Annotated in this window: 16 protein-coding genes; 13 read left to right on the top strand and 3 right to left on the bottom strand. The window is 60.5% G+C overall.

Annotated features, from left to right (window positions below; all coding sequences use genetic code 11):
• Positions 1-313: 313 nt before the first annotated feature.
• Together clpA and clpS are read right to left on the bottom strand one after the other, a co-directional pair.
• Positions 314-2584 carry an ATP-dependent Clp protease ATP-binding subunit ClpA gene (clpA, locus tag J3P85_RS19035; protein ID WP_024616766.1) on the bottom strand — a complete coding sequence of 757 codons (2271 nt, stop codon included), beginning with the start codon at positions 2582-2584 and terminating at the stop codon, positions 314-316.
• A 29-nt stretch (positions 2585-2613) separates the two neighbouring features.
• Positions 2614-2976 carry an ATP-dependent Clp protease adapter ClpS gene (clpS, locus tag J3P85_RS19040; protein ID WP_003180089.1) on the bottom strand — a complete coding sequence of 121 codons (363 nt, stop codon included), beginning with the start codon at positions 2974-2976 and terminating at the stop codon, positions 2614-2616.
• A gap of 227 nt (positions 2977-3203) precedes the next feature.
• Between clpS and cspD the strand changes: the two genes are divergently transcribed.
• Complete coding sequence (cspD, locus tag J3P85_RS19045) at positions 3204-3476, top strand: cold shock domain-containing protein CspD (protein ID WP_434702964.1); 273 nt, start codon at positions 3204-3206, stop codon at positions 3474-3476.
• An 80-nt stretch (positions 3477-3556) separates the two neighbouring features.
• Here the strand turns inward: cspD and icd are convergent, their stop codons facing one another.
• Positions 3557-4813: an NADP-dependent isocitrate dehydrogenase gene (gene icd, locus J3P85_RS19050; protein WP_053123183.1), complete on the bottom strand. Its 1257-nt coding sequence runs from the start codon at positions 4811-4813 to the stop codon at positions 3557-3559.
• 482 nt (positions 4814-5295) lie between these two features.
• Here icd and J3P85_RS19055 point away from each other — a divergent pair, with 482 nt between their 5' ends.
• The 12 genes from J3P85_RS19055 to nuoC all read left to right on the top strand — a co-directional run bounded on the left by J3P85_RS19055 (position 5296) and on the right by nuoC (position 20107).
• Positions 5296-7521 (top strand): NADP-dependent isocitrate dehydrogenase, encoded by a 2226-nt coding sequence (locus J3P85_RS19055; protein ID WP_434702965.1) that lies wholly within the window; start codon positions 5296-5298, stop codon positions 7519-7521.
• A gap of 657 nt (positions 7522-8178) precedes the next feature.
• On the top strand, positions 8179-8625 hold the full coding sequence (locus J3P85_RS19060; RefSeq protein WP_434575166.1) for an NUDIX hydrolase: 447 nt from the start codon (positions 8179-8181) through the stop codon (positions 8623-8625).
• A 59-nt stretch (positions 8626-8684) separates the two neighbouring features.
• Positions 8685-9809 carry a tRNA 2-thiouridine(34) synthase MnmA gene (gene mnmA, locus J3P85_RS19065; protein ID WP_434702966.1) on the top strand — a complete coding sequence of 375 codons (1125 nt, stop codon included), beginning with the start codon at positions 8685-8687 and terminating at the stop codon, positions 9807-9809.
• Positions 9806-10429, top strand: coding sequence for a high frequency lysogenization protein HflD (gene hflD / locus J3P85_RS19070; RefSeq protein WP_053123192.1), 624 nt, complete (start codon positions 9806-9808; stop codon positions 10427-10429). Before mnmA ends, hflD begins: the two co-directional genes overlap by 4 nt.
• 252 nt (positions 10430-10681) lie before the next feature.
• Positions 10682-12052 carry an adenylosuccinate lyase gene (gene purB, locus J3P85_RS19075; protein WP_434702967.1) on the top strand — a complete coding sequence of 457 codons (1371 nt, stop codon included), beginning with the start codon at positions 10682-10684 and terminating at the stop codon, positions 12050-12052.
• An 84-nt stretch (positions 12053-12136) separates the two neighbouring features.
• Positions 12137-13303: a JmjC domain-containing protein gene (locus J3P85_RS19080; RefSeq protein ID WP_434575159.1), complete on the top strand. Its 1167-nt coding sequence runs from the start codon at positions 12137-12139 to the stop codon at positions 13301-13303.
• Entirely contained in the window at positions 13296-13721 is a 426-nt protein-coding gene (locus J3P85_RS19085) for a GNAT family N-acetyltransferase (RefSeq protein WP_186709768.1), read from the top strand. Before J3P85_RS19080 ends, J3P85_RS19085 begins: the two co-directional genes overlap by 8 nt.
• A gap of 256 nt (positions 13722-13977) precedes the next feature.
• On the top strand, positions 13978-14739 hold the full coding sequence (locus J3P85_RS19090) for a secretin N-terminal domain-containing protein (RefSeq protein ID WP_434702968.1): 762 nt from the start codon (positions 13978-13980) through the stop codon (positions 14737-14739).
• A gap of 457 nt (positions 14740-15196) precedes the next feature.
• Positions 15197-16522 carry an isocitrate lyase gene (gene aceA / locus J3P85_RS19095; protein ID WP_014337679.1) on the top strand — a complete coding sequence of 442 codons (1326 nt, stop codon included), beginning with the start codon at positions 15197-15199 and terminating at the stop codon, positions 16520-16522.
• A gap of 629 nt (positions 16523-17151) precedes the next feature.
• Positions 17152-17565: an NADH-quinone oxidoreductase subunit A gene (locus tag J3P85_RS19100; RefSeq protein ID WP_003203367.1), complete on the top strand. Its 414-nt coding sequence runs from the start codon at positions 17152-17154 to the stop codon at positions 17563-17565.
• Between the two features lie 10 nt (positions 17566-17575).
• Complete coding sequence (locus tag J3P85_RS19105; RefSeq protein WP_030141322.1) at positions 17576-18250, top strand: NuoB/complex I 20 kDa subunit family protein; 675 nt, start codon at positions 17576-17578, stop codon at positions 18248-18250.
• 72 nt (positions 18251-18322) lie between these two features.
• Entirely contained in the window at positions 18323-20107 is a 1785-nt protein-coding gene (gene nuoC, locus J3P85_RS19110) for an NADH-quinone oxidoreductase subunit C/D (protein ID WP_434702969.1), read from the top strand.
• Position 20108 lies beyond the last annotated feature (1 nt).

The following is a 20108-nucleotide window of genomic DNA, read 5'->3' on the forward strand; positions in this document are numbered from 1 at the left end:
ATGCCGGGCGTTTTTGTTTGTGGGAGCCAAGCTTGCTCGCGATAGCGGAGCATCAGTCAACATCGATGTCGACCGGACCGACGCCATCGCGAGCAAGCTCGGCTCCCACAGGGTATCGGGGCAAAACTTAATCTTGTGCCTTGCCCAAGACAAACTGTGGGAGCGAGCTTGCTCGCGATAGCGGTGGGTCAGCTTGCATCTATGCCGAACGTACCGACGCCTTCGCGAGCAGGCTCGCTCCCACAGGGGGTTGAGGTGGCTGAAATAGCAAAAAGGCGCCTTTCGGCGCCTTTTGCTTTATTGCAGCTAACGATCAGGCCATTTCGGCCGTGGTTTCGAAGTCGAAGGTCAGCTCGCCGTCCTTGATGTCGATGTGAACCACACCGCCATGTTCGGCCAGCTCGCCAAAGAGGATCTCCTCCGCCAGCGGACGCTTGATCTTGTCCTGGATCAAGCGAGCCATCGGCCGCGCCCCCATCGTCACATCGTAACCACCTTCCGCCAGCCAGCTGCGGGCCGCGTCGGTGACCTCCAGCAACACACGCTTGTCTTCGAGCTGGGCCTGAAGTTCGGTAAGGAACTTGTCCACCACGCTCTTGATGACTTCATGGCTGAGGCGACCAAACTGGATAATGGTGTCCAGGCGGTTGCGGAACTCAGGCGTGAAGCTCTTCTTGATCACTTCCATCGCATCGGACGAGTGGTCCTGATGGGTGAAACCGATCGAAGCGCGAGCCGCGGTTTCGGCACCGGCGTTCGTGGTCATGATGACGATCACGTTACGGAAGTCCGCCTTGCGTCCGTTGTTATCGGTCAGCGTACCGTGGTCCATGACCTGCAGGAGCAGGTTGAAGACTTCCGGATGCGCCTTCTCGATTTCGTCGAGCAACAATACGCAGTGCGGTTGCTTGGTGATGGCTTCGGTCAACAGGCCGCCCTGGTCGAAACCGACATAACCCGGAGGCGCACCGATCAGACGCGATACGGTGTGGCGCTCCATGTACTCGGACATGTCGAAGCGCACCAGCTCGATGCCCATCGCCTTGGCCAGTTGCCGTGCCGCCTCGGTCTTGCCGACACCGGTAGGACCGGCGAACAGGAACGAACCGACCGGCTTGTCCGGCGACTTGAGACCGGCACGGGACAGCTTGATGGCGGTCGACAGCGAGTCGATGGCCGCATCCTGGCCGAACACCGTCAGCTTCAGGTCACGCTCCAGGTTACGCAGCAGTTCCTTGTCGGAACTGGTGACGTGCTTGGGCGGAATACGCGCGATTTTCGCGACGATGTCCTCGACCTGCGGCACTTCGATGCGCTTGACCCGCTTCTCCACGGGTTGCAGGCGCTGGTAGGCACCCGCTTCGTCGATGACGTCGATGGCCTTGTCCGGCATGTGCCGGTCATTGATGTAGCGCGAGGCCAGTTCAGCCGCCGCGCGCAGGGCTTCATCGCTGTATTCGATGTTGTGGTGCAGCTCGAAACGCCCCTTCAGGCCGCGCAGGATGCCAATGGTGTCTTCCACCGAAGGCTCCGACACATCGACCTTCTGGAAACGCCGGGCCAGGGCACGGTCTTTCTCGAAGATCCCGCGGAATTCCTGGAACGTGGTCGAGCCGATGCAACGGATATCACCCGACGACAGCAGCGGCTTGAGCAAGTTGGACGCATCCATGACCCCGCCCGACGCTGCCCCGGCACCAATAATGGTGTGGATTTCGTCGATGAACAGGATCGCCTGGGGACGTTTTTTCAGTTCGCCGAGCAACGCCTTGAAGCGCTTCTCGAAATCGCCGCGGTATTTGGTACCGGCCAGCAAGGCGCCCAGGTCGAGGGAATACACCACGCTGTTGGCCAGCAGGTCCGGCACCTGGTTGTCGACGATGCGCTTGGCCAGGCCTTCGGCAATCGCGGTCTTGCCCACGCCCGCCTCGCCCACCAGCAAGGGGTTGTTCTTGCGACGCCGGGCCAGGATCTGGGCCACGCGCTCGACTTCCGCCTCGCGCCCGACCAGCGGATCGATACGTCCCTGGCGCGCCAGTTCGTTCAGGTTGCTGGCATAGGCATCCAACGGGTTGCCTGAAGAAGAAGACTCACCGCCCTCGTCGTCCTGCATATCCTGCTCACCCTCGGAATGATCGCCATGCCCCGGCACCTTGGAGATGCCATGGGCGATGTAGTTGACGACATCGATACGCGCAACGCTCTGCTGCTTGAGCAGGAACACCGCCTGGCTTTCCTGCTCGCTGAAAATCGCAACCAGCACGTTGGCGCCGGTGACTTCACGCTTGCCCGAGCTCTGCACATGAAAGACAGCACGTTGCAGGACACGCTGGAAGCCCAGGGTTGGCTGGGTTTCGCGATCCTCGTCATGAACGGGGATCAATGGCGTGGTGGAGTCGATGAACTCCTGCAGATCATGCTTGAGTTTATCGAGGTTCGCGCCGCAGGCACGCAAAACGGTGGCGGCAGCCTCGTTATCCAATAGGGCCAGCAGCAGGTGCTCGACGGTCATGAATTCATGACGCTTCGAACGAGCCTCCTTGAAGGCAAGATTGAGGGTGACTTCGAGCTCGCGGTTTAACATAGCTTCACCTCATACCCAAGTGGTCGGCGTTAACCGTCCTTCTCGATTTCACAGAGTAGCGGATGCTGGCTTTCCCGGGCGTACTGGTTGACCTGCATGGCCTTAGTCTCGGCGATGTCGCGGGTAAACACTCCACATACTGCCCGTCCCTCTGTATGGACGGCCAGCATGACCTTGGTCGCCAGCTCCCGATTCAGGTTAAAAAACACCTCGAGCACTTCGACGACGAAATCCATCGGTGTGTAGTCATCGTTGAACAAAACCACCTTGTACATCGGTGGCGCCTGTAATGCGGGCTTTGCTTCCTGAACAGCAATGCCTGCGGAATCGTCGTCGTGTAGATCCGGGCGATCCTGATTGAATGTTAGTCGAATCTGGCTGACTGCATGCATGGAAAGAAAGGTTCGTTTAGTTGGCGAATACAGTGATGGGGGCGCTTGTGGGCGATTTCAACCACGACCACCGGAGCCACCTTGACTATCGGGAAATCGGTGTTACAACCAATAGAGCCCATCGTGGGTTAAAAAGGTCCGTGGAATCTATCCTGTTAACAAGATTAGCCTGCGGATGGACTGGATGATACTCCAGTGATGGAGTGCGTTGCAGAGGGAAATGGGTTATGTCGGTCGTCAACAAGAAGGGTAAGGTGAAATGGTTCAACAATGCCAAGGGTTACGGCTTCATTGTTGAGAACGGCAGGGATGAAGACCTGTTCGCCCATTATTCGGCGATCCAGATGGACGGCTACAAGACCCTGAAGGCCGGGCAACCGGTGACGTTCGAGATCATCCAAGGCCCCAAGGGCCTGCATGCGGTCAATATTCAAGCTGCCGCTGTCGAAGGCGCGCCCGCCCCTGTCGAAGTGAGCATCAGGGTCACCGAACCCCATTGACCGGCAGTCGCCACCCCACCCAAATAAAAATGCCCGGCTCGATCACTCGAGCCGGGCATTCGCGCTGAGCGCCGATCCGCTTACATGTGCGAAATCAGGGCATCACCGAAGCCCGAGGACGACACCAGCTTGGCACCCTCCATCAAGCGTTCGAAGTCATAGGTCACGGTCTTGGCCGAAATCGCGCCATTGGTGCCCTTGATGATCAGGTCGGCCGCTTCGGTCCAACCCATGTGACGCAGCATCATTTCCGCCGACAGGATCAGCGAACCCGGGTTGACCTGGTCCTTGCCGGCGTACTTGGGCGCGGTACCGTGGGTGGCCTCGAACATCGCCACGGTGTCGGACAGGTTGGCGCCCGGCGCGATACCGATACCGCCCACTTCCGCCGCCAGGGCGTCGGACAGGTAGTCACCGTTCAGGTTCAGGGTGGCGATTACGTCATATTCAGCCGGACGCAACAGGATCTGCTGCAACATCGCATCGGCGATGGCGTCCTTGACGATGACGTTCTTGCCGGTCCGCGGGTTCTTGAACTGCATCCACGGCCCACCGTCGAGCAGGGTCGCGCCGAATTCCTCGGCCGCCACTTCGTAGGCCCATTCCTTGAAGGCACCTTCGGTGAACTTCATGATGTTGCCTTTGTGCACGATGGTCAGCGAATCGCGATCGTTATCGACCACATATTGCAGGGCCTTGCGAGCCAGGCGCTTGGTGCCCTGCTTGGAAACCGGCTTGACGCCGATGCCGCAATCCTCATCGAAGCGGATCTTGGTCACGCCCATTTCTTCTTTCAGGAACTTGATGACCTTGGTGGCCTCGGCCGAACCGGCCTTCCACTCGATGCCCGCGTAGATGTCCTCGGAGTTCTCACGGAAGATCGTCATGTCCACGTCGCCAGGCTTCTTGACCGGGCTTGGCACACCTTCGAACCAGCGCACCGGGCGCAGGCAGACATACAGGTCGAGCTGCTGGCGCAGGGCTACGTTCAACGAACGGATACCGCCACCGACCGGTGTGGTCAGCGGGCCCTTGATGGACACCACGTAGTCCTTGACCGCATCCAGGGTTTCCTGGGGCAGCCAGGTGTCCTGGTCGTAGACCTGGGTCGCTTTCTCACCGGCATAGACTTCCATCCAGGAAATCTTGCGCTTGCCGCCATAGGCCTTCTGAACCGCAGCGTCCACAACCTTGATCATGACCGGACTGATATCGACGCCAATGCCGTCGCCTTCGATGAAGGGGATGATCGGGTTGTCGGGAACATTAAGAGAATGGTCTGCATTGACGGTGATTTTGTCACCGACGGCTGGAACCTGAATCTTTTGATACCCCATGCTGAACTCCATTGCTTGGATTGAACATCTGGCTGCGTTCGAGCGTACCCCAGTTGAATCGGCACGCAAACCCTACGTTAGGCCCATCCGTGGCAAAGCCTTGCACTTCGCCGTGTACAAGCCTGAAAACCAAGGGAAAAGCGCCAAACATGAGCATAGTCCGCCCCAGGAGTACTGCGACGTTTAGACCAATGGACGTGTACGGAAGTCTATGAACCATCGGCAGATCGCCAGCTACCTATGTATAATGCCGCCGCTGACCACAGGGTCACGACGGCTGACGGCTCTATTACGAGACTTTCCGCCATTTTGAAAGCCGGACCGTTACCGCGGCCCGACCGCTTGACGCTCGACTGATGCACCCAACATCACCGCGAAGAAACCTCGACATTCGGCTCACGGATGACTTTGAACGAACGCGCTTACCCGGCGCCCCTCGAGTTTCTGCGCATGCTTTAGCAAAGAAGAGAGTTAATCCGAATATGCCCACCCGCTCGAAGATCATCTATACCTTCACCGACGAAGCGCCTGCCCTCGCCACCTATTCGCTGCTGCCGATCGTCGAAGCCTTTACCGCTTCGGCCGATATCGCCGTGGAAACCCGCGATATCTCCCTCGCAGGGCGCATCCTGGCCAGCTTCCCCGAGCAACTGGGTGACAAAGCCGTAGCCGACCACCTCGCCGAACTGGGCGACCTAGCCGTTACGCCTGAAGCCAACATCATCAAGCTGCCGAACATCAGCGCCTCGGTGCCGCAACTGCAGGCCGCGATCAAGGAATTGCAGGCCCAGGGCTACGCACTGCCGGACTACCCGGAAACCGTGACCACTGATGCCGAGAAAGACGCGCGCGCCCGTTACGACAAGGTCAAGGGCAGCGCCGTGAACCCGGTCCTGCGCGAAGGCAACTCCGACCGTCGCGCACCGCTGTCGGTCAAGAACTATGCCCGCAAGCACCCGCACAAGATGGGCGCCTGGGCCGCGGACTCCAAGTCCCACGTAGCCCACATGAGCACCGGCGATTTCTACGGCAGCGAAAAAGCCGCCCTGATCGACGCCGCCGGCAACGTGAAAATCGAGCTGATCGCCCAGGACGGCACTGCCACTGTCCTGAAGGAAAAGACCACCGTACAAGCCGGTGAGATCCTCGATTGCGCCGTGATGAGCAAAAACGCCCTGCGCGAGTTCATCGCCGCCGAAATCGAAGACGCCAAGCAAAAAGGCGTGCTGCTGTCGGTTCACCTCAAGGCCACCATGATGAAGGTCTCCGACCCGATCATGTTCGGCCAGATCGTGGCCGAGTTCTATAAAGACGCCCTGGCCAAGCACGCGCAAGTGCTGGAGCAGATCGGCTTCAACCTGAACAACGGCATCGGCGACCTGTACGCCCGCATCAAGGCCCTGCCAGCCGAACAGCAGGCGCAGATCGAAGCCGACATCCAGGCGGTCTACGCGGCACGCCCATCCCTGGCGATGGTCAACTCCGACAAAGGCATCACCAACCTGCACGTGCCGAGCGACGTCATCGTCGACGCCTCGATGCCGGCCATGATCCGTGACTCCGGCAAGATGTGGGGCACCGACGGCCAGCTGCACGACACCAAGGCCGTGATCCCGGATCGCTGCTACGCCACCATCTACCAGGCGGTGATCGAAGACTGCAAGCAACACGGCGCCTTCGACCCAACCACCATGGGCAGCGTGCCGAACGTCGGCCTGATGGCCAAGAAAGCCGAAGAGTACGGCTCCCACGACAAGACCTTCCAGATCAAGGTCGCCGGCGTGGTGCGTGTTTCGGACAACAACGGTCAGACCCTGCTGGAGCAGAACGTCGAGGCTGGCGATATCTTCCGCATGTGCCAGACCAAGGACGCGCCGATCCAGGATTGGGTCAAGCTGGCCGTCAACCGTGCCCGCGCCAGCAGCACCCCGGCGATCTTCTGGCTGGACCCGATGCGCGCCCACGATGGCGTGGTCATCGAGAAGGTCCAGGCCTACCTGAAGGACCACGACACCAGCGGCCTGGACATCCGCATCATGTCGCCTGTCGACGCGATGAAGTTCACCCTGGGCCGCACCCGCGAAGGCAAGGACACCATTTCGGTGACCGGCAACGTGCTGCGCGACTACCTGACCGACCTGTTCCCGATCATGGAACTGGGCACCAGCGCCAAAATGCTGTCCATCGTGCCGCTGATGAATGGCGGTGGCCTGTTCGAAACCGGCGCCGGCGGTTCGGCACCCAAGCACGTTCAGCAATTGCTGGAAGAGAACTTCCTGCGCTGGGATTCCCTGGGCGAGTTCCTGGCCCTGGCCGCGTCCCTGGAACACCTGGGCGTGACCTACAACAACCCGAAAGCCCTGGTGCTGGCCAAGACCCTCGACCAGGCTACCGGTGAGTTCCTGGACCGCAACAAGTCGCCTTCGCGCAAGGTCGGCGGCATCGACAACCGCGGCAGCCACTTCTACCTGACCCTGTTCTGGGCCCAGGCACTGGCCGCCCAGGATGACGACGCAGCCCTCAAGGCCCAGTTCACCACCCTGGCCAAGACATTGACCGACAACGAAGAAACAATCGTTGCCGAACTCAATGCCGTGCAAGGCAAGCCCGTGGACATCGGCGGTTACTACTTCGCCAACCCGGAACTGACCAGCAAGGCCATGCGCCCGAGCAACACCTTCAACGCGGCGATTGCTGCGCTGGTGTAAGGTTGTAAGGAAGCACCACGAACCCCGGCCTTGTGCCGGGGTTTGTGTTTCTGGGACACCCTATTTCCCCTGACACTATATTCCCCTGTGGGAGCGAGCTTGCTCGCGATTGCGATGTAGCATTCAACATTGATATTGACTGACCCAGCGCTATCGCGAGCAAGCTCGCTCCCACAGTTGGATTGGGATACAGCCGCCAGAAACAGGTCGACTGTCAGGCCGCCTTCGCGAGCAAGCTCGCTCCCACAGCTGGGTTGAAGTAAAGCCGCTAGAGACAGGCCGGCTGTTAGGTCGCCTCGCTTTTGATCTTGATCTTGATCTTGATCTTGATCTCGGACGCCCCGTTAACCACGATGGCCGAACGCAGGCATTGCGCAGTGGGCAACCCGGCATGGATGCCGGGTTAGCCGCGCTGGGCCATGGATGGCCCTTCGCGGCGGCCCACGGAGCAATGCCGGAGTGAGGGCATGCCGAGCCTAAGCGAGGCACCGAGTGGTGGGGCAAGCCTTTTTGGTTACTTTTTTGGCGTCTGAAAAAAGTGACCCGCCGTAAGGGCGGAACCCTAAGCAGCCGTTACCGCAGCAACGGATATGTACTCAACCAACAAAATCCCGACACCCCCACAGCAGCCCACACCTGAGAAATAAAGGAGCCTTAATGAACTGGCACCCCCACATCACCGTCGCCACCATCGTCGAAGACCACGGCCGCTTCCTGATGGTGGAAGAATCCAAGGGCGGACGCGCAGTACTCAACCAGCCCGCCGGCCACCTGGACCCGAACGAGACCCTGATCGAAGCCGCCGTGCGCGAAACCCTCGAAGAAACCGGCTGGGACGTCGAGCCCACCAGCGTCACCGGCATCTACCTCTACACCGCCCCCAGCAACGGCGTGACCTACCAACGGGTCTGCTTCGCCGCCAAGGCCCTGAAACACCATCCCGAGTATCAATTGGACGATGGCATCCTAGGCGCCAAATGGCTCACCCGCGACGAATTGCTCGAGCAGCGCGAACACTGGCGCAGCGAGCTGATCATCCGCTGCATCGACGATTATCTGGCCGGCCATCGCCATAGCCTGGAGCTTATCCGCCCTTCTCTTTAGCCTTGCGCGCCCGGGCCTGATAGAATCGCGTCCTTTTTCAAGACACTCATTGAATTCCTATGCGTGATCCAGCCTCTTCGAACACTCCCAAGCAACGCGTCATAGTCGGCATGTCCGGCGGCGTGGACTCTTCCGTTTCCGCCCTTCTGCTGATCGAGCAGGGTTACGAGGTGGAAGGCCTGTTCATGAAGAACTGGGAAGAAGACGACGGAACCGAATACTGCACCGCCATGGACGACCTGGCGGACGCCCAGGCCGTGTGCGACAAGATTGGCATCAAGCTGCACACCGCCAACTTCGCCGCCGAGTACTGGGACAACGTGTTCGAGCACTTCCTGGCCGAATACAAGGCCGGCCGCACGCCGAACCCGGACATCCTCTGCAACCGCGAAATCAAGTTCAAGGCGTTCCTCGACTACGCCATGATGCTCGGTGCAGACCTGATCGCCACCGGCCACTATGTACGTCGCCGCGACAGCGACGGCCGCACCGAACTGCTCAAGGGCCTGGACCCGAACAAGGACCAGAGCTACTTCCTGCATGCCGTCGGCGGCGAGCAGATCGCCAAGACCCTGTTCCCGGTGGGCGAACTGGAAAAGCCCGAAGTACGGGCAATTGCGGAGAAACATGACCTGGCCACTGCCAAGAAGAAAGATTCCACTGGGATCTGCTTCATTGGCGAGCGTCGTTTCAGCGATTTCCTCAAGCAATACCTGCCGGCCCAGCCGGGCGAGATCAAGACCACCGAAGGCGAGGTCATCGGCCGTCACCATGGCCTGATGTACCACACCATCGGCCAGCGCCAGGGCCTGGGCATCGGCGGGCTGAAAGACGCCGGCGAAGAGCCGTGGTACGTGCTGGTCAAGGACCTGGAACACAACGAGCTGATCGTCGGCCAGGGCAACGACCATCCCTGGCTGTTTTCCCGCGCCCTGCTCGCCTCCGACATCTACTGGGTCAACCCGATCGACCTCAGCGAGCCCCGCCGCCTGACGGCCAAGGTTCGCTATCGCCAGAGCGACCAGCCCTGCACCCTGGAAAAAACCGCCACGGGCTACCGTGCCACCTTCGATGACCCGCAGCGGGCGGTCACCCCCGGCCAGTCCGTGGTTTTCTACGACGGCGACGTCTGCCTGGGCGGCGGCGTGATCGAAGTCGCGCAACCCTGGAGCAGCCAGGCATGACCCCTATCCAGGAACAACTGACGGCATTGGGCGGTGTGTTTCTCGCCGCCGTGCTGGTGGACCGGATCGCCAAGACCGGCCAGGCCTCCGAAGCAGGCGTGGCCTGCATGTTGGGCAGCCTGCTGGTTCGCGACCCCAAGGACACCCTGGAGGTCTACGGCGGCGACGACTTGAACCTGCGTGAAGGTTACCGTGCGCTGATTGGCGCCCTGGAGCGCGACCCCAGCGCCTTGCAACGCGAACCGCTGCGCTATGCCCTGTCGATGCTGGGCCTCGAGCGCCAACTGGCCAAGCGCGACGACCTGCTGGAGACCATCGGCAAACGCTTGCCGCAGATCCAGTCCCAGGTCGAACACTTCGGCCCGGCTCACGAAAACGTCGTCGCGGCCTGCGGCTCGCTGTACCAGGACACCTTGAGCACTTTGCGCCAGCGCATCCAGGTGCACGGCGACATGCGCAACCTGCAACAGCCGAGCAATGCCTCGAAGATCCGCGCCCTGCTCCTGGCCGGGATCCGCTCGGCACGGCTGTGGCGGCAGTTGGGCGGCCATCGCTGGCAACTGGTGATCAGCCGACGCAAATTGCTGAAAGAGCTTTACCCGTTGATGCGCAACGAATAAGCCTTTGTGGCGAGGGAGCTTGCTCCCGCTGGGCTGCAAACGCAGCCCCCTGAGCCCGGCGGATCTAGCGCGCGGCTTGGATTCAGGGCCGCTTCGCGCCCCAGCGGGAGCAAGCTCCCTCGCCACAGGTGATCAATAGCTTTAGCTTTATCTTGTTACGCGTAACACGCCGGTCAGTTGGCGACGGACCGGCGCTGGTTTTCATGTATGATACGCGCCCCATTTCGTTGCCCGACTGTCCGAGAACACCCCATGCAGCTCTCTTCGCTCACTGCGGTTTCCCCTGTTGACGGCCGCTACGCCGGCAAAACCCAGGCCCTGCGCCCGATTTTCAGCGAGTACGGCCTGATCCGTGCCCGCGTCCTGGTTGAAGTGCGCTGGCTCCAGCGCCTGGCCGCTCACCCTGCCATCCCTGAAGTCCCGGCGTTCTCCGCCGAAGCCAACGCGGTGCTCAACACCCTGGCGGAAAACTTTGTGCTGGAGCACGCCGAGCGCGTCAAAGAGATCGAGCGCACCACCAATCACGACGTCAAGGCCATCGAATACCTGCTCAAGGAGCAGGCGGCCAAGCTGCCGGAACTGGCCAATGTCAGCGAGTTCATCCACTTCGCCTGCACCAGCGAGGACATCAACAACCTGTCCCACGCCCTGATGCTGCGCGAAGGCCGTGATGAGGTGATGCTGCCGCTGATGCGCCAGACCGCCCAGGCCATCCGCGAGCTGGCGATCCGCTTCGCCGACGTGCCGATGCTGTCGCGCACCCACGGTCAACCGGCTTCGCCGACCACCCTGGGCAAGGAACTGGCGAACGTCGTCTACCGCCTGGAGCGCCAGATCGCCCAAGTGGCCGCCGTGCCGCTGCTGGGCAAGATCAACGGCGCCGTGGGCAACTACAACGCCCACCTGTCGGCCTACCCGGACATCGACTGGGAAGCCAACGCCCGCGCCTTCATCGAAGACGAACTGGGCCTGAGCTTCAACCCGTACACCACCCAGATCGAACCGCACGACTACATCGCTGAGCTGTTCGATGCGATCGCACGCTTCAACACCATCCTGATCGACTTCGACCGTGACATCTGGGGCTACATCTCCCTGGGTTATTTCAAGCAGCGCACCATCGCTGGCGAAATCGGCTCCTCGACCATGCCACACAAGGTCAACCCGATCGACTTCGAAAACTCCGAAGGCAACCTGGGCATCGCCAACGCACTGTTCCAGCACCTGGCGAGCAAACTGCCGATCTCCCGCTGGCAGCGCGACCTGACCGACTCCACCGTGCTGCGCAACCTGGGCGTGGGTTTTGCCCACAGCATCATTGCCTATGAAGCCAGCCTCAAGGGCATCAGCAAGCTGGAACTGAACGAGCAGAAGATCGCCGCCGACCTGGACGCCTGCTGGGAAGTCCTGGCCGAGCCGATCCAGACCGTGATGCGTCGCTACAACATCGAAAACCCGTATGAAAAGCTGAAAGAACTGACCCGTGGCAAGGGCATCAGCCCTGAAGCGCTGCAGACTTTCATCGATGGCCTGGACATGCCTGCCGAAGCCAAGGCCGAGCTGAAGAAGCTCACGCCAGCCAGCTACATCGGCAACGCGGCGGCACAAGCCAAGCGCATCTGATCCATCGCTTTAACTTTGAGACGCCCGGCCGCGCCGGGCGTTTTTATTCGCGTCTGAAAAGTATATTTTTTCAATAGGTTACACATGAATCCTGATATTCCTCTGCAACTCCTGGGCGGCATCACGGCACGGGAGTTCCTGCGCGACTACTGGCAGAAAAAACCCCTGCTGATCCGTCAGGCGATTCCTGACTTCCAAAGCCCGATCGATGCCGACGAGCTGGCCGGCCTGGCCCTGGAAGAAGAAGTCGAATCGCGCCTGGTGATCGAGCACGGCGAGCGCCCCTGGGAATTGCGTCGCGGCCCGTTCGCCGAAGACGAATTCAGCAAGCTGCCGGAGCGCGAGTGGACCCTGCTGGTGCAGGCGGTGGATCAGTTCGTACCGGAAGTCAGCGAACTGCTGGAAAACTTCCGCTTCCTGCCGAGCTGGCGCATCGACGACGTGATGATCAGCTTTGCCGCCCCGGGTGGCAGCGTGGGTCCGCATTTCGATAACTATGACGTGTTCCTGTTGCAAGGCCATGGCCAGCGCAACTGGAAAATCGGCCAGATGTGCGACTCCGAAAGCCCACTGCTGCAACACGCCGACCTGCGCATCCTCGCCGACTTCGAAGCCACTGACGAGTGGGTCCTGGAACCCGGCGACATGCTCTACCTGCCGCCGCGCCTGGCCCACTGCGGCGTGGCCGTGGACGACTGCATGACCTACTCGGTGGGTTTCCGTGCGCCGAGCGCCGCTGAAGTGCTGACCCACTTCACCGACTTCCTCAGCCAGTTCCTGCCGGACGAAGAACGCTACACCGACGCCGACGCGCGCCCGGTGAGCGACCCGCACCAGATCCAGCACGACGCCCTCGACCGCCTCAAAGGCCTGCTGGCCGAGCACATGAGCGACGAGCGCCTGCTGCTGACCTGGTTCGGCCAGTTCATGACCGAGCCACGCTACCCGGAGCTGGTGGTGGGCCCGGAGCTGGAAGAAGACGACCTGCTGGCCAGCCTGGAACAAGGCGCCGTGATCATCCGCAACCCGAGCGCGCGCCTGGCCTGGTCGGAAGTCGACGATGACCTGCTGCTGTTCGCCAGCGGCCAGAGCCGCTACCTGCCGGGCAAGCTGCGTGAATTGCTGAAAATGATCTGCGCCGCCGACGCCCTGCACATCGAAAACCTCGGCCCATGGTTGGCCGACGAAGACGGTCGCGGCCTGGTCTGCGAGCTGGTCAAGCAAGGCAGCCTGGGGTTTGCCGATGAATAAAATTCACGTTCGTGTCGCAGACTGGCAAAAGGATAACGCCGAGATCCGGCGCATTCGTGAGACCGTGTTCATTGCCGAACAATCCGTACCACCCGAACTGGAATGGGATTCGGATGATCAGGATGCCGTACATTTCCTGGCCTTCGAAGGCGACTTCCCCATCGGCACCGCGCGCCTGCTGACCGATGGCCATATCGGCCGGGTCTCGGTCCTCAAGGACTGGCGCGGCCTGAAGGTGGGCGATGCGCTGATGCACGCCGTAATCGCCGAAGCCGAGAAGCGTGGGCTCCAGCAACAGATGCTCAGCGCCCAGGTGCACGCCACGCCGTTCTATGAGCGGTTGGGGTTTGCGGTGGTCAGCGAGGAGTTCCTGGAGGCCGGGATTCCTCATGTGGACATGGTGCGGCGCTCGGCCTGAACACTGCTAGAAGCAGCAACACAATACCCTGTGGCGAGGGAGCTTGCTCCCGCTGGGTCGCGCAGCGACCCCAAAAAAAGAGGGCCGCTGCGCAGCCCAGCGGGAGCAAGCTCCCTCGCCACAAGAGCACCATCAACACCCCAAAACGCCCCGCCATCCACCGATGCCGGGGCGTTTTGCCGTCTACCATTCAACTTGCCCCACCCGAGGCCGACAAACTGGCAATATCAGGCCTTTGTCTCACGGAGAAATGGACATGCTTCTACGTACCCTGGTGACCCTCCTGCTGCTGGGTGGCAGCCTGTCAGCCATGGCCGACACGCAAATCGTGCCGCTGAACTACCGCACCAGCGCCGACCTGTTGCCGGTGGCACAGAATTTCATCGGCAAGGACGGCCAGGTCAGCGCCTACGGCAACCAACTGATCGTCAATGCCGAGCCCGGCAAGATCGAGGAACTCCGGCAATTCCTCGCCCAACTGGACACCGCGCCCAAGCGCCTGCTGATCACCGTCGATACCAACGAAAACAACCTGCAGGGCGACCAGGGTTATTCCATCAACGGCGCCGCGCCCAGCCAGACCCGCATCATCAACCGCAGCACCGCCAGCCGTGACGGCGGCGTGCAGCAGGTGCAAGCCAGCGAAGGCCAGCCGGCGCTGATCCAGGTCGGCCAGAGCGTACCGTTCACCAGCAGCCAGACCGACAACTACGGCCGCCTGCAAAGCCAGACCGAATACCGTAACGTCACCCAGGGTTTCTATGTCACCGCCAGCGTCACCGGCGAAACCGTTCACCTGAGTATCAGTACCAACCGTGACCGCATGAGCCAGGAACGTCCCGATGTAGTGAACGTCCAGAGTACCGACACAACGGTCAGCGGACGCCTGGGCGAATGGATCACCCTGGCGGGGGTGAATCGCCAGACCCAGGCCGATAAACAGGGCCTGACCCGCAGCTACTCGACCCAGGGACGCGACGACATGATTTTGCGGGTCAAGGTCGACACCCTGAACTGAAGCACCAAAAACTGACTGATGAGTCGTATTAGACCAAAGATGTAGTGCCATAAAAAAAGCACTACAAAACGTTTGACGAGCCAAAAAACCGAAGGCATGATGGCCTCGCTCCCGCTAATCAGGGGCCCTGGCAAGGGCCTTCGGGTCGACGCTTGCAACTACCCTGCGAGCCGATTCGTGTCTGTACCGCCCACAAGGTGTGTTTGACGAGGTTGCGACTGGAACGAAGTTGTCCCGAGGGACGGAAGCGTAACTAGGTAACCCGGCATCACTCTGAGTTCGTATGAAAGGCCCACGACGCCCGAATGCGCCCGCAGTTCGCCCCTACCTGCTCACTTTCCCCTCGAGCCCATCGTTCATCCCGTCGCCACCCCGCCTGAACCGACTTGTACGCCAGCCCCCTGGTCGGCAGGAGCAGGAATTTTCCACCAAGACCTATGCGACGAGGTTTATCTCCATGGCACTGACACGCGAACAGCAAATTGCAGCCCTTGAAAAAGACTGGGCTGAAAACCCGCGCTGGAAAGGCGTGAAGCGCAATTATTCCGCTGCTGACGTCGTCCGTCTGCGTGGCTCGGTTCAACCTGAGCACACCTTTGCGAAGATGGGCGCCGAGAAGCTCTGGAACCTGGTCACCCAGGGCGCCAAGCCAGCCTTCCGTCCCGAGAAAGATTTCGTCAACTGCATGGGCGCCCTGACCGGCGGCCAGGCTGTACAGCAAGTCAAGGCCGGCATCCAGGCGATCTACCTGTCGGGCTGGCAAGTGGCCGCGGACAACAACTCCGCCGAGTCGATGTACCCCGACCAGTCGCTGTACCCGGTGGACTCGGTTCCAACCGTGGTCAAGCGCATCAACAACTCGTTCCGTCGCGCCGACCAGATCCAGTGGAAAGCCGGCAAGAACCCGGGCGACGAAGGCTACATCGACTACTTCGCACCGATCGTGGCTGACGCCGAAGCCGGTTTCGGCGGCGTCCTGAACGCCTACGAGCTGATGAAGAGCATGATCGAGGCAGGCGCCGCTGGCGTTCACTTCGAAGACCAACTGGCTTCGGTGAAGAAATGCGGCCACATGGGCGGCAAGGTCCTGGTGCCGACCCAGGAAGCCGTGCAGAAGCTGACCGCTGCCCGCCTGGCCGCCGACGTTGCCGGTGTACCGACCATCATCCTGGCCCGTACCGACGCCAACGCCGCCGACCTGCTGACCTCGGACTGCGACCCGTACGACCAGCCGTTCGTGACCGGCACCCGCACCCAGGAAGGCTTCTACAAAGTGCGCGCCGGTCTCGACCAAGCCATCGCCCGCGGCCTGGCCTACGCGCCGTACGCCGACCTGATCTGGTGCGAAACCGCCAAGCCGGACCTGGACGAAGCCCGCCGCTTCGCCGAAGCGATCAAGAAGGAATACCCGGACCAACTGCTGTCGTACAACTGCTCGCCTTCCTTCAACTGGAAGAAAAACCTGGACGACGCGACCATTGCCAAGTTCCAGCGCGAACTGTCCGCCATGGGCTACAAGCACCAGTTCATCACCCTGGCCGGCATTCACAACATGTGGCACAGCATGTTCAACCTGGCGCACGACTACGCCCGCAACGACATGACTGCCTACGTGAAGCTGCAAGAGCAGGAGTTCGCTGACGCCGCCAAGGGCTACACCTTCGTGGCTCACCAGCAGGAAGTGGGCACCGGCTACTTCGACGACATGACCACCGTGATCCAGGGCGGCACTTCGTCGGTGACCGCACTGACCGGCTCCACCGAAGAAGAACAGTTCCACTGATCCATGAGCCAAACGGCCCTTGCGGACCGAATAAAAGCTAACCGCAAAGCCGACGATCTGACGCCCCGACTGGTTCGGGGCTTTTTTTTGCCTATGCTTCGCAGACCGCCCCCACCCTTTGTGGGAGCGAGCTTGCTCGCGATAGCGCCAGATCCGTTGAAATGCAGGTGACTGACACACCGCTATCGCGAGCAAGCTCGCTCCCACAGGAAATGAGCGGATACGCAGAAAAATTGATCGAACGCAGTATCAGGCAGTCTGAAAAAGAGTAAAACGGCCGGCGCTGACAACTGCAGTTAACGAGCATGTAAGAAAAGTTCTCAGCCACTGCGTCGCAGTATTGATCAAAAGCCACGCCAAACAATAATAATTATCATTTAGCTGGAGCTTTCCTTGTTACAACCTGCACGAAATATAATTGTTGAATAACGGGTCAATGCCCGCCCCGCCGGGGCTGCGGGGTCATGGAGGCGCGCTATGTCCTTATTCCAATAAATAATTTCGCTATAGGAATTTTACTTGCCCGGTGTTTAGCCATAAAATCACCGCGATTGATTGCTGCGACATATCGTCACTGCGTTATTTCATTCAAGCTCAGAGACCTTTGCTCTCTGTTAAGGATTTCCAGCATGTCCGAAGCGACAGGACTCATGGCCCACAACTGGGGCTTTGCCATTTTCCTTCTGGGCGTTGTTGGCCTGTGTGCTTTCATGCTCGGCGTGTCGAGCCTGCTTGGGTCAAAAGCCTGGGGCCGCAGCAAAAATGAACCGTTCGAGTCCGGCATGCTACCTACCGGTGGCGCCCGCTTGCGGCTCTCAGCCAAATTCTATCTGGTCGCGATGCTGTTCGTGATCTTCGATATCGAAGCCCTCTTTCTCTTTGCATGGTCTGTGTCCGTCCGCGAAAGCGGCTGGACCGGATTCGTCGAAGCTCTCGTTTTCATAGCAATTCTGTTGGCAGGTCTTGTCTACCTTTACCGGGTGGGGGCACTTGATTGGGCTCCGGAAGCTCGGCGCAAGCGGCAAGCGAAGCTGAAACAATGAGGCTTTGGCAATGCAATACAATCTCACCAGGATCGACCCCGATGCTCCTAACGAGCAGTATCCGATTGGCAAGCGGGAAACCGTCGCCGATCCGTTAGAAGATCAAGTCCACAAGAACATCTTCATGGGCAAGCTCGAAGACGTGCTGAACAGCACGGTCAACTGGGGTCGCAAGAACTCCCTGTGGCCGTACAACTTCGGCCTTTCGTGCTGCTACGTGGAAATGACCACCGCCTTCACGGCGCCCCACGACATCGCGCGCTTTGGCGCCGAGGTGATACGGGCATCGCCGCGCCAGGCGGATTTCATGGTTATCGCCGGTACCTGCTTCATCAAGATGGCGCCGATCATCCAGCGTCTCTACGAGCAAATGCTCGAACCCAAGTGGGTCATCTCCATGGGTTCGTGCGCCAACTCCGGTGGCATGTACGACATCTATTCCGTCGTTCAAGGCGTGGACAAATTCCTGCCCGTGGACGTCTACGTGCCTGGCTGCCCACCTCGCCCTGAAGCGTTCCTGCAAGGCTTGATGCTGTTGCAGGAGTCGATTGGCCAGGAGCGTCGCCCACTGTCCTGGGTCGTTGGCGATCAAGGCGTCTATCGCGCCGAGATGCCGTCGCAAAAGGAACAGCGCCGCGAACAGCGTATCGCAGTCACCAACCTGCGCAGCCCCGACGAAGTCTGATCCAGCTCTGCTCTGTACAAGAAACGAGAACCTGGCTTCATTCTTTACGTTGACCGAAAGCGATAAATAACCATGACTACAGGCAGTGCTCTGTACATCCCGCCTTACAAGGCAGACGACCAGGATGTGGTCGTCGAACTGAACAACCGTTTTGGCCCCGAGGCGTTCACCGCCCAGCCGACCCGCACCGGCATGCCGGTGCTTTGGGTTGCCCGCGCCAGACTCGTCGAAGTCCTGACCTTCCTGCGCAACCTGCCCAAGCCGTACGTCATGCTCTATGACCTGCACGGCGTGGACGAACGCCTGCGCACCAAGCGTCAGGGGCTGCCCGACGGCGTCGACTTCACCGTGTTCTATCACTTGATGTCGATCGAGCGTAATAGTGACGTAATGATCAAGGTCGCCTTGTCCGAGAGCGACCTCAGCGTGCCGACCGTGACCGGCATCTGGCCGAACGCCAACTGGTACGAGCGTGAAGTGTGGGACATGTACGGGATCGATTTCCCCGGCCACCCGCACCTGACCCGCATCATGATGCCGCCGACCTGGGAAGGTCACCCGCTGCGCAAGGACTTCCCGGCCCGTGCCACCGAGTTCGACCCGTTCAGCCTGTCCCTGGCCAAGCAACAGCTCGAAGAAGAAGCCGCGCGCTTCAAGCCTGAAGACTGGGGCATGAAGCGTTCGGGCGCCAACGAGGACTACATGTTCCTCAACCTGGGCCCGAACCACCCTTCGGCCCACGGTGCCTTCCGCATCATCCTGCAACTGGACGGCGAAGAGATCGTCGACTGCGTGCCTGACATCGGCTACCACCACCGTGGCGCCGAGAAAATGGCCGAGCGCCAGTCCTGGCACAGCTATATTCCGTACACCGACCGCATCGACTACCTCGGCGGCGTGATGAACAACCTGCCGTACGTGCTCTCGGTCGAGAAACTCGCCGGGATAAAGGTGCCGGACCGGGTCGATGTCATCCGCATCATGATGGCCGAGTTCTTCCGCATCACCAGCCACCTGCTGTTCCTGGGCACCTATATCCAGGACGTCGGCGCGATGACCCCGGTGTTCTTCACCTTCACCGACCGCCAGCGCGCGTACACGGTGATCGAAGCCATCACCGGTTTCCGCCTGCACCCGGCCTGGTACCGCATCGGTGGCGTGGCCCATGACCTGCCCCGCGGCTGGGAGAAACTGGTCAAGGAGTTCGTCGAGTGGATGCCCAAGCGCCTGGACGAATACACCAAGGCAGCCCTGCAGAACAGCATCCTCAAGGGTCGTACCATCGGCGTCGCCGCCTACAACACCAAAGAAGCTTTGGAATGGGGCGTCACCGGTGCCGGCCTGCGTTCCACCGGTTGCGACTTCGACCTGCGCAAGGCGCGTCCGTATTCCGGCTACGAGAACTTCGAGTTCGAAGTACCGCTGGCGGCCAACGGTGACGCCTACGACCGCTGCATGGTCCGCGTCGAGGAAATGCGCCAAAGCATCAAGATCATCGACCAATGCATGCGCAACATGCCGGAAGGCCCGTACAAGGCGGATCACCCGCTGACCACGCCGCCACCCAAGGAGCGCACGCTGCAGCACATCGAGACCCTGATCACGCACTTCCTGCAGGTTTCGTGGGGCCCGGTCATGCCGGCCAACGAGTCCTTCCAGATGATCGAAGCGACCAAGGGCATCAACAGTTATTACCTGACGAGCGATGGCGGCACCATGAGCTACCGCACCCGGATTCGTACCCCAAGCTACCCGCACCTGCAGCAGATCCCTTCGGTGATCAAAGGCAGCATGGTCGCGGACTTGATCGCGTACCTGGGTAGTATCGATTTCGTTATGGCCGACGTGGACCGCTAAG

This window comes from Pseudomonas sp. Z1-12, from assembly GCF_051132015.1.
Lineage (GTDB): Bacteria > Pseudomonadota > Gammaproteobacteria > Pseudomonadales > Pseudomonadaceae > Aquipseudomonas > Aquipseudomonas zanjanensis.

What these genes read in the sequence shown, in the direction of transcription:
- clpA (WP_024616766.1), bottom strand. Translation starts at nt 2,584, where the DNA reads ATGTTAAACCGCGAGCTCGAAGTCACCCTCAATCTTGCCTTCAAGGAG.
- clpS (WP_003180089.1), bottom strand. Translation starts at nt 2,976, where the DNA reads ATGCATGCAGTCAGCCAGATTCGACTAACATTCAATCAGGATCGCCCG.
- cspD (WP_434702964.1), top strand. Translation starts at nt 3,204, where the DNA reads ATGTCGGTCGTCAACAAGAAGGGTAAGGTGAAATGGTTCAACAATGCC.
- icd (WP_053123183.1), bottom strand. Translation starts at nt 4,813, where the DNA reads ATGGGGTATCAAAAGATTCAGGTTCCAGCCGTCGGTGACAAAATCACC.
- J3P85_RS19055 (WP_434702965.1), top strand. Translation starts at nt 5,296, where the DNA reads ATGCCCACCCGCTCGAAGATCATCTATACCTTCACCGACGAAGCGCCT.
- J3P85_RS19060 (WP_434575166.1), top strand. Translation starts at nt 8,179, where the DNA reads ATGAACTGGCACCCCCACATCACCGTCGCCACCATCGTCGAAGACCAC.
- mnmA (WP_434702966.1), top strand. Translation starts at nt 8,685, where the DNA reads ATGCGTGATCCAGCCTCTTCGAACACTCCCAAGCAACGCGTCATAGTC.
- hflD (WP_053123192.1), top strand. Translation starts at nt 9,806, where the DNA reads ATGACCCCTATCCAGGAACAACTGACGGCATTGGGCGGTGTGTTTCTC.
- purB (WP_434702967.1), top strand. Translation starts at nt 10,682, where the DNA reads ATGCAGCTCTCTTCGCTCACTGCGGTTTCCCCTGTTGACGGCCGCTAC.
- J3P85_RS19080 (WP_434575159.1), top strand. Translation starts at nt 12,137, where the DNA reads ATGAATCCTGATATTCCTCTGCAACTCCTGGGCGGCATCACGGCACGG.
- J3P85_RS19085 (WP_186709768.1), top strand. Translation starts at nt 13,296, where the DNA reads ATGAATAAAATTCACGTTCGTGTCGCAGACTGGCAAAAGGATAACGCC.
- J3P85_RS19090 (WP_434702968.1), top strand. Translation starts at nt 13,978, where the DNA reads ATGCTTCTACGTACCCTGGTGACCCTCCTGCTGCTGGGTGGCAGCCTG.
- aceA (WP_014337679.1), top strand. Translation starts at nt 15,197, where the DNA reads ATGGCACTGACACGCGAACAGCAAATTGCAGCCCTTGAAAAAGACTGG.
- J3P85_RS19100 (WP_003203367.1), top strand. Translation starts at nt 17,152, where the DNA reads ATGTCCGAAGCGACAGGACTCATGGCCCACAACTGGGGCTTTGCCATT.
- J3P85_RS19105 (WP_030141322.1), top strand. Translation starts at nt 17,576, where the DNA reads ATGCAATACAATCTCACCAGGATCGACCCCGATGCTCCTAACGAGCAG.
- nuoC (WP_434702969.1), top strand. Translation starts at nt 18,323, where the DNA reads ATGACTACAGGCAGTGCTCTGTACATCCCGCCTTACAAGGCAGACGAC.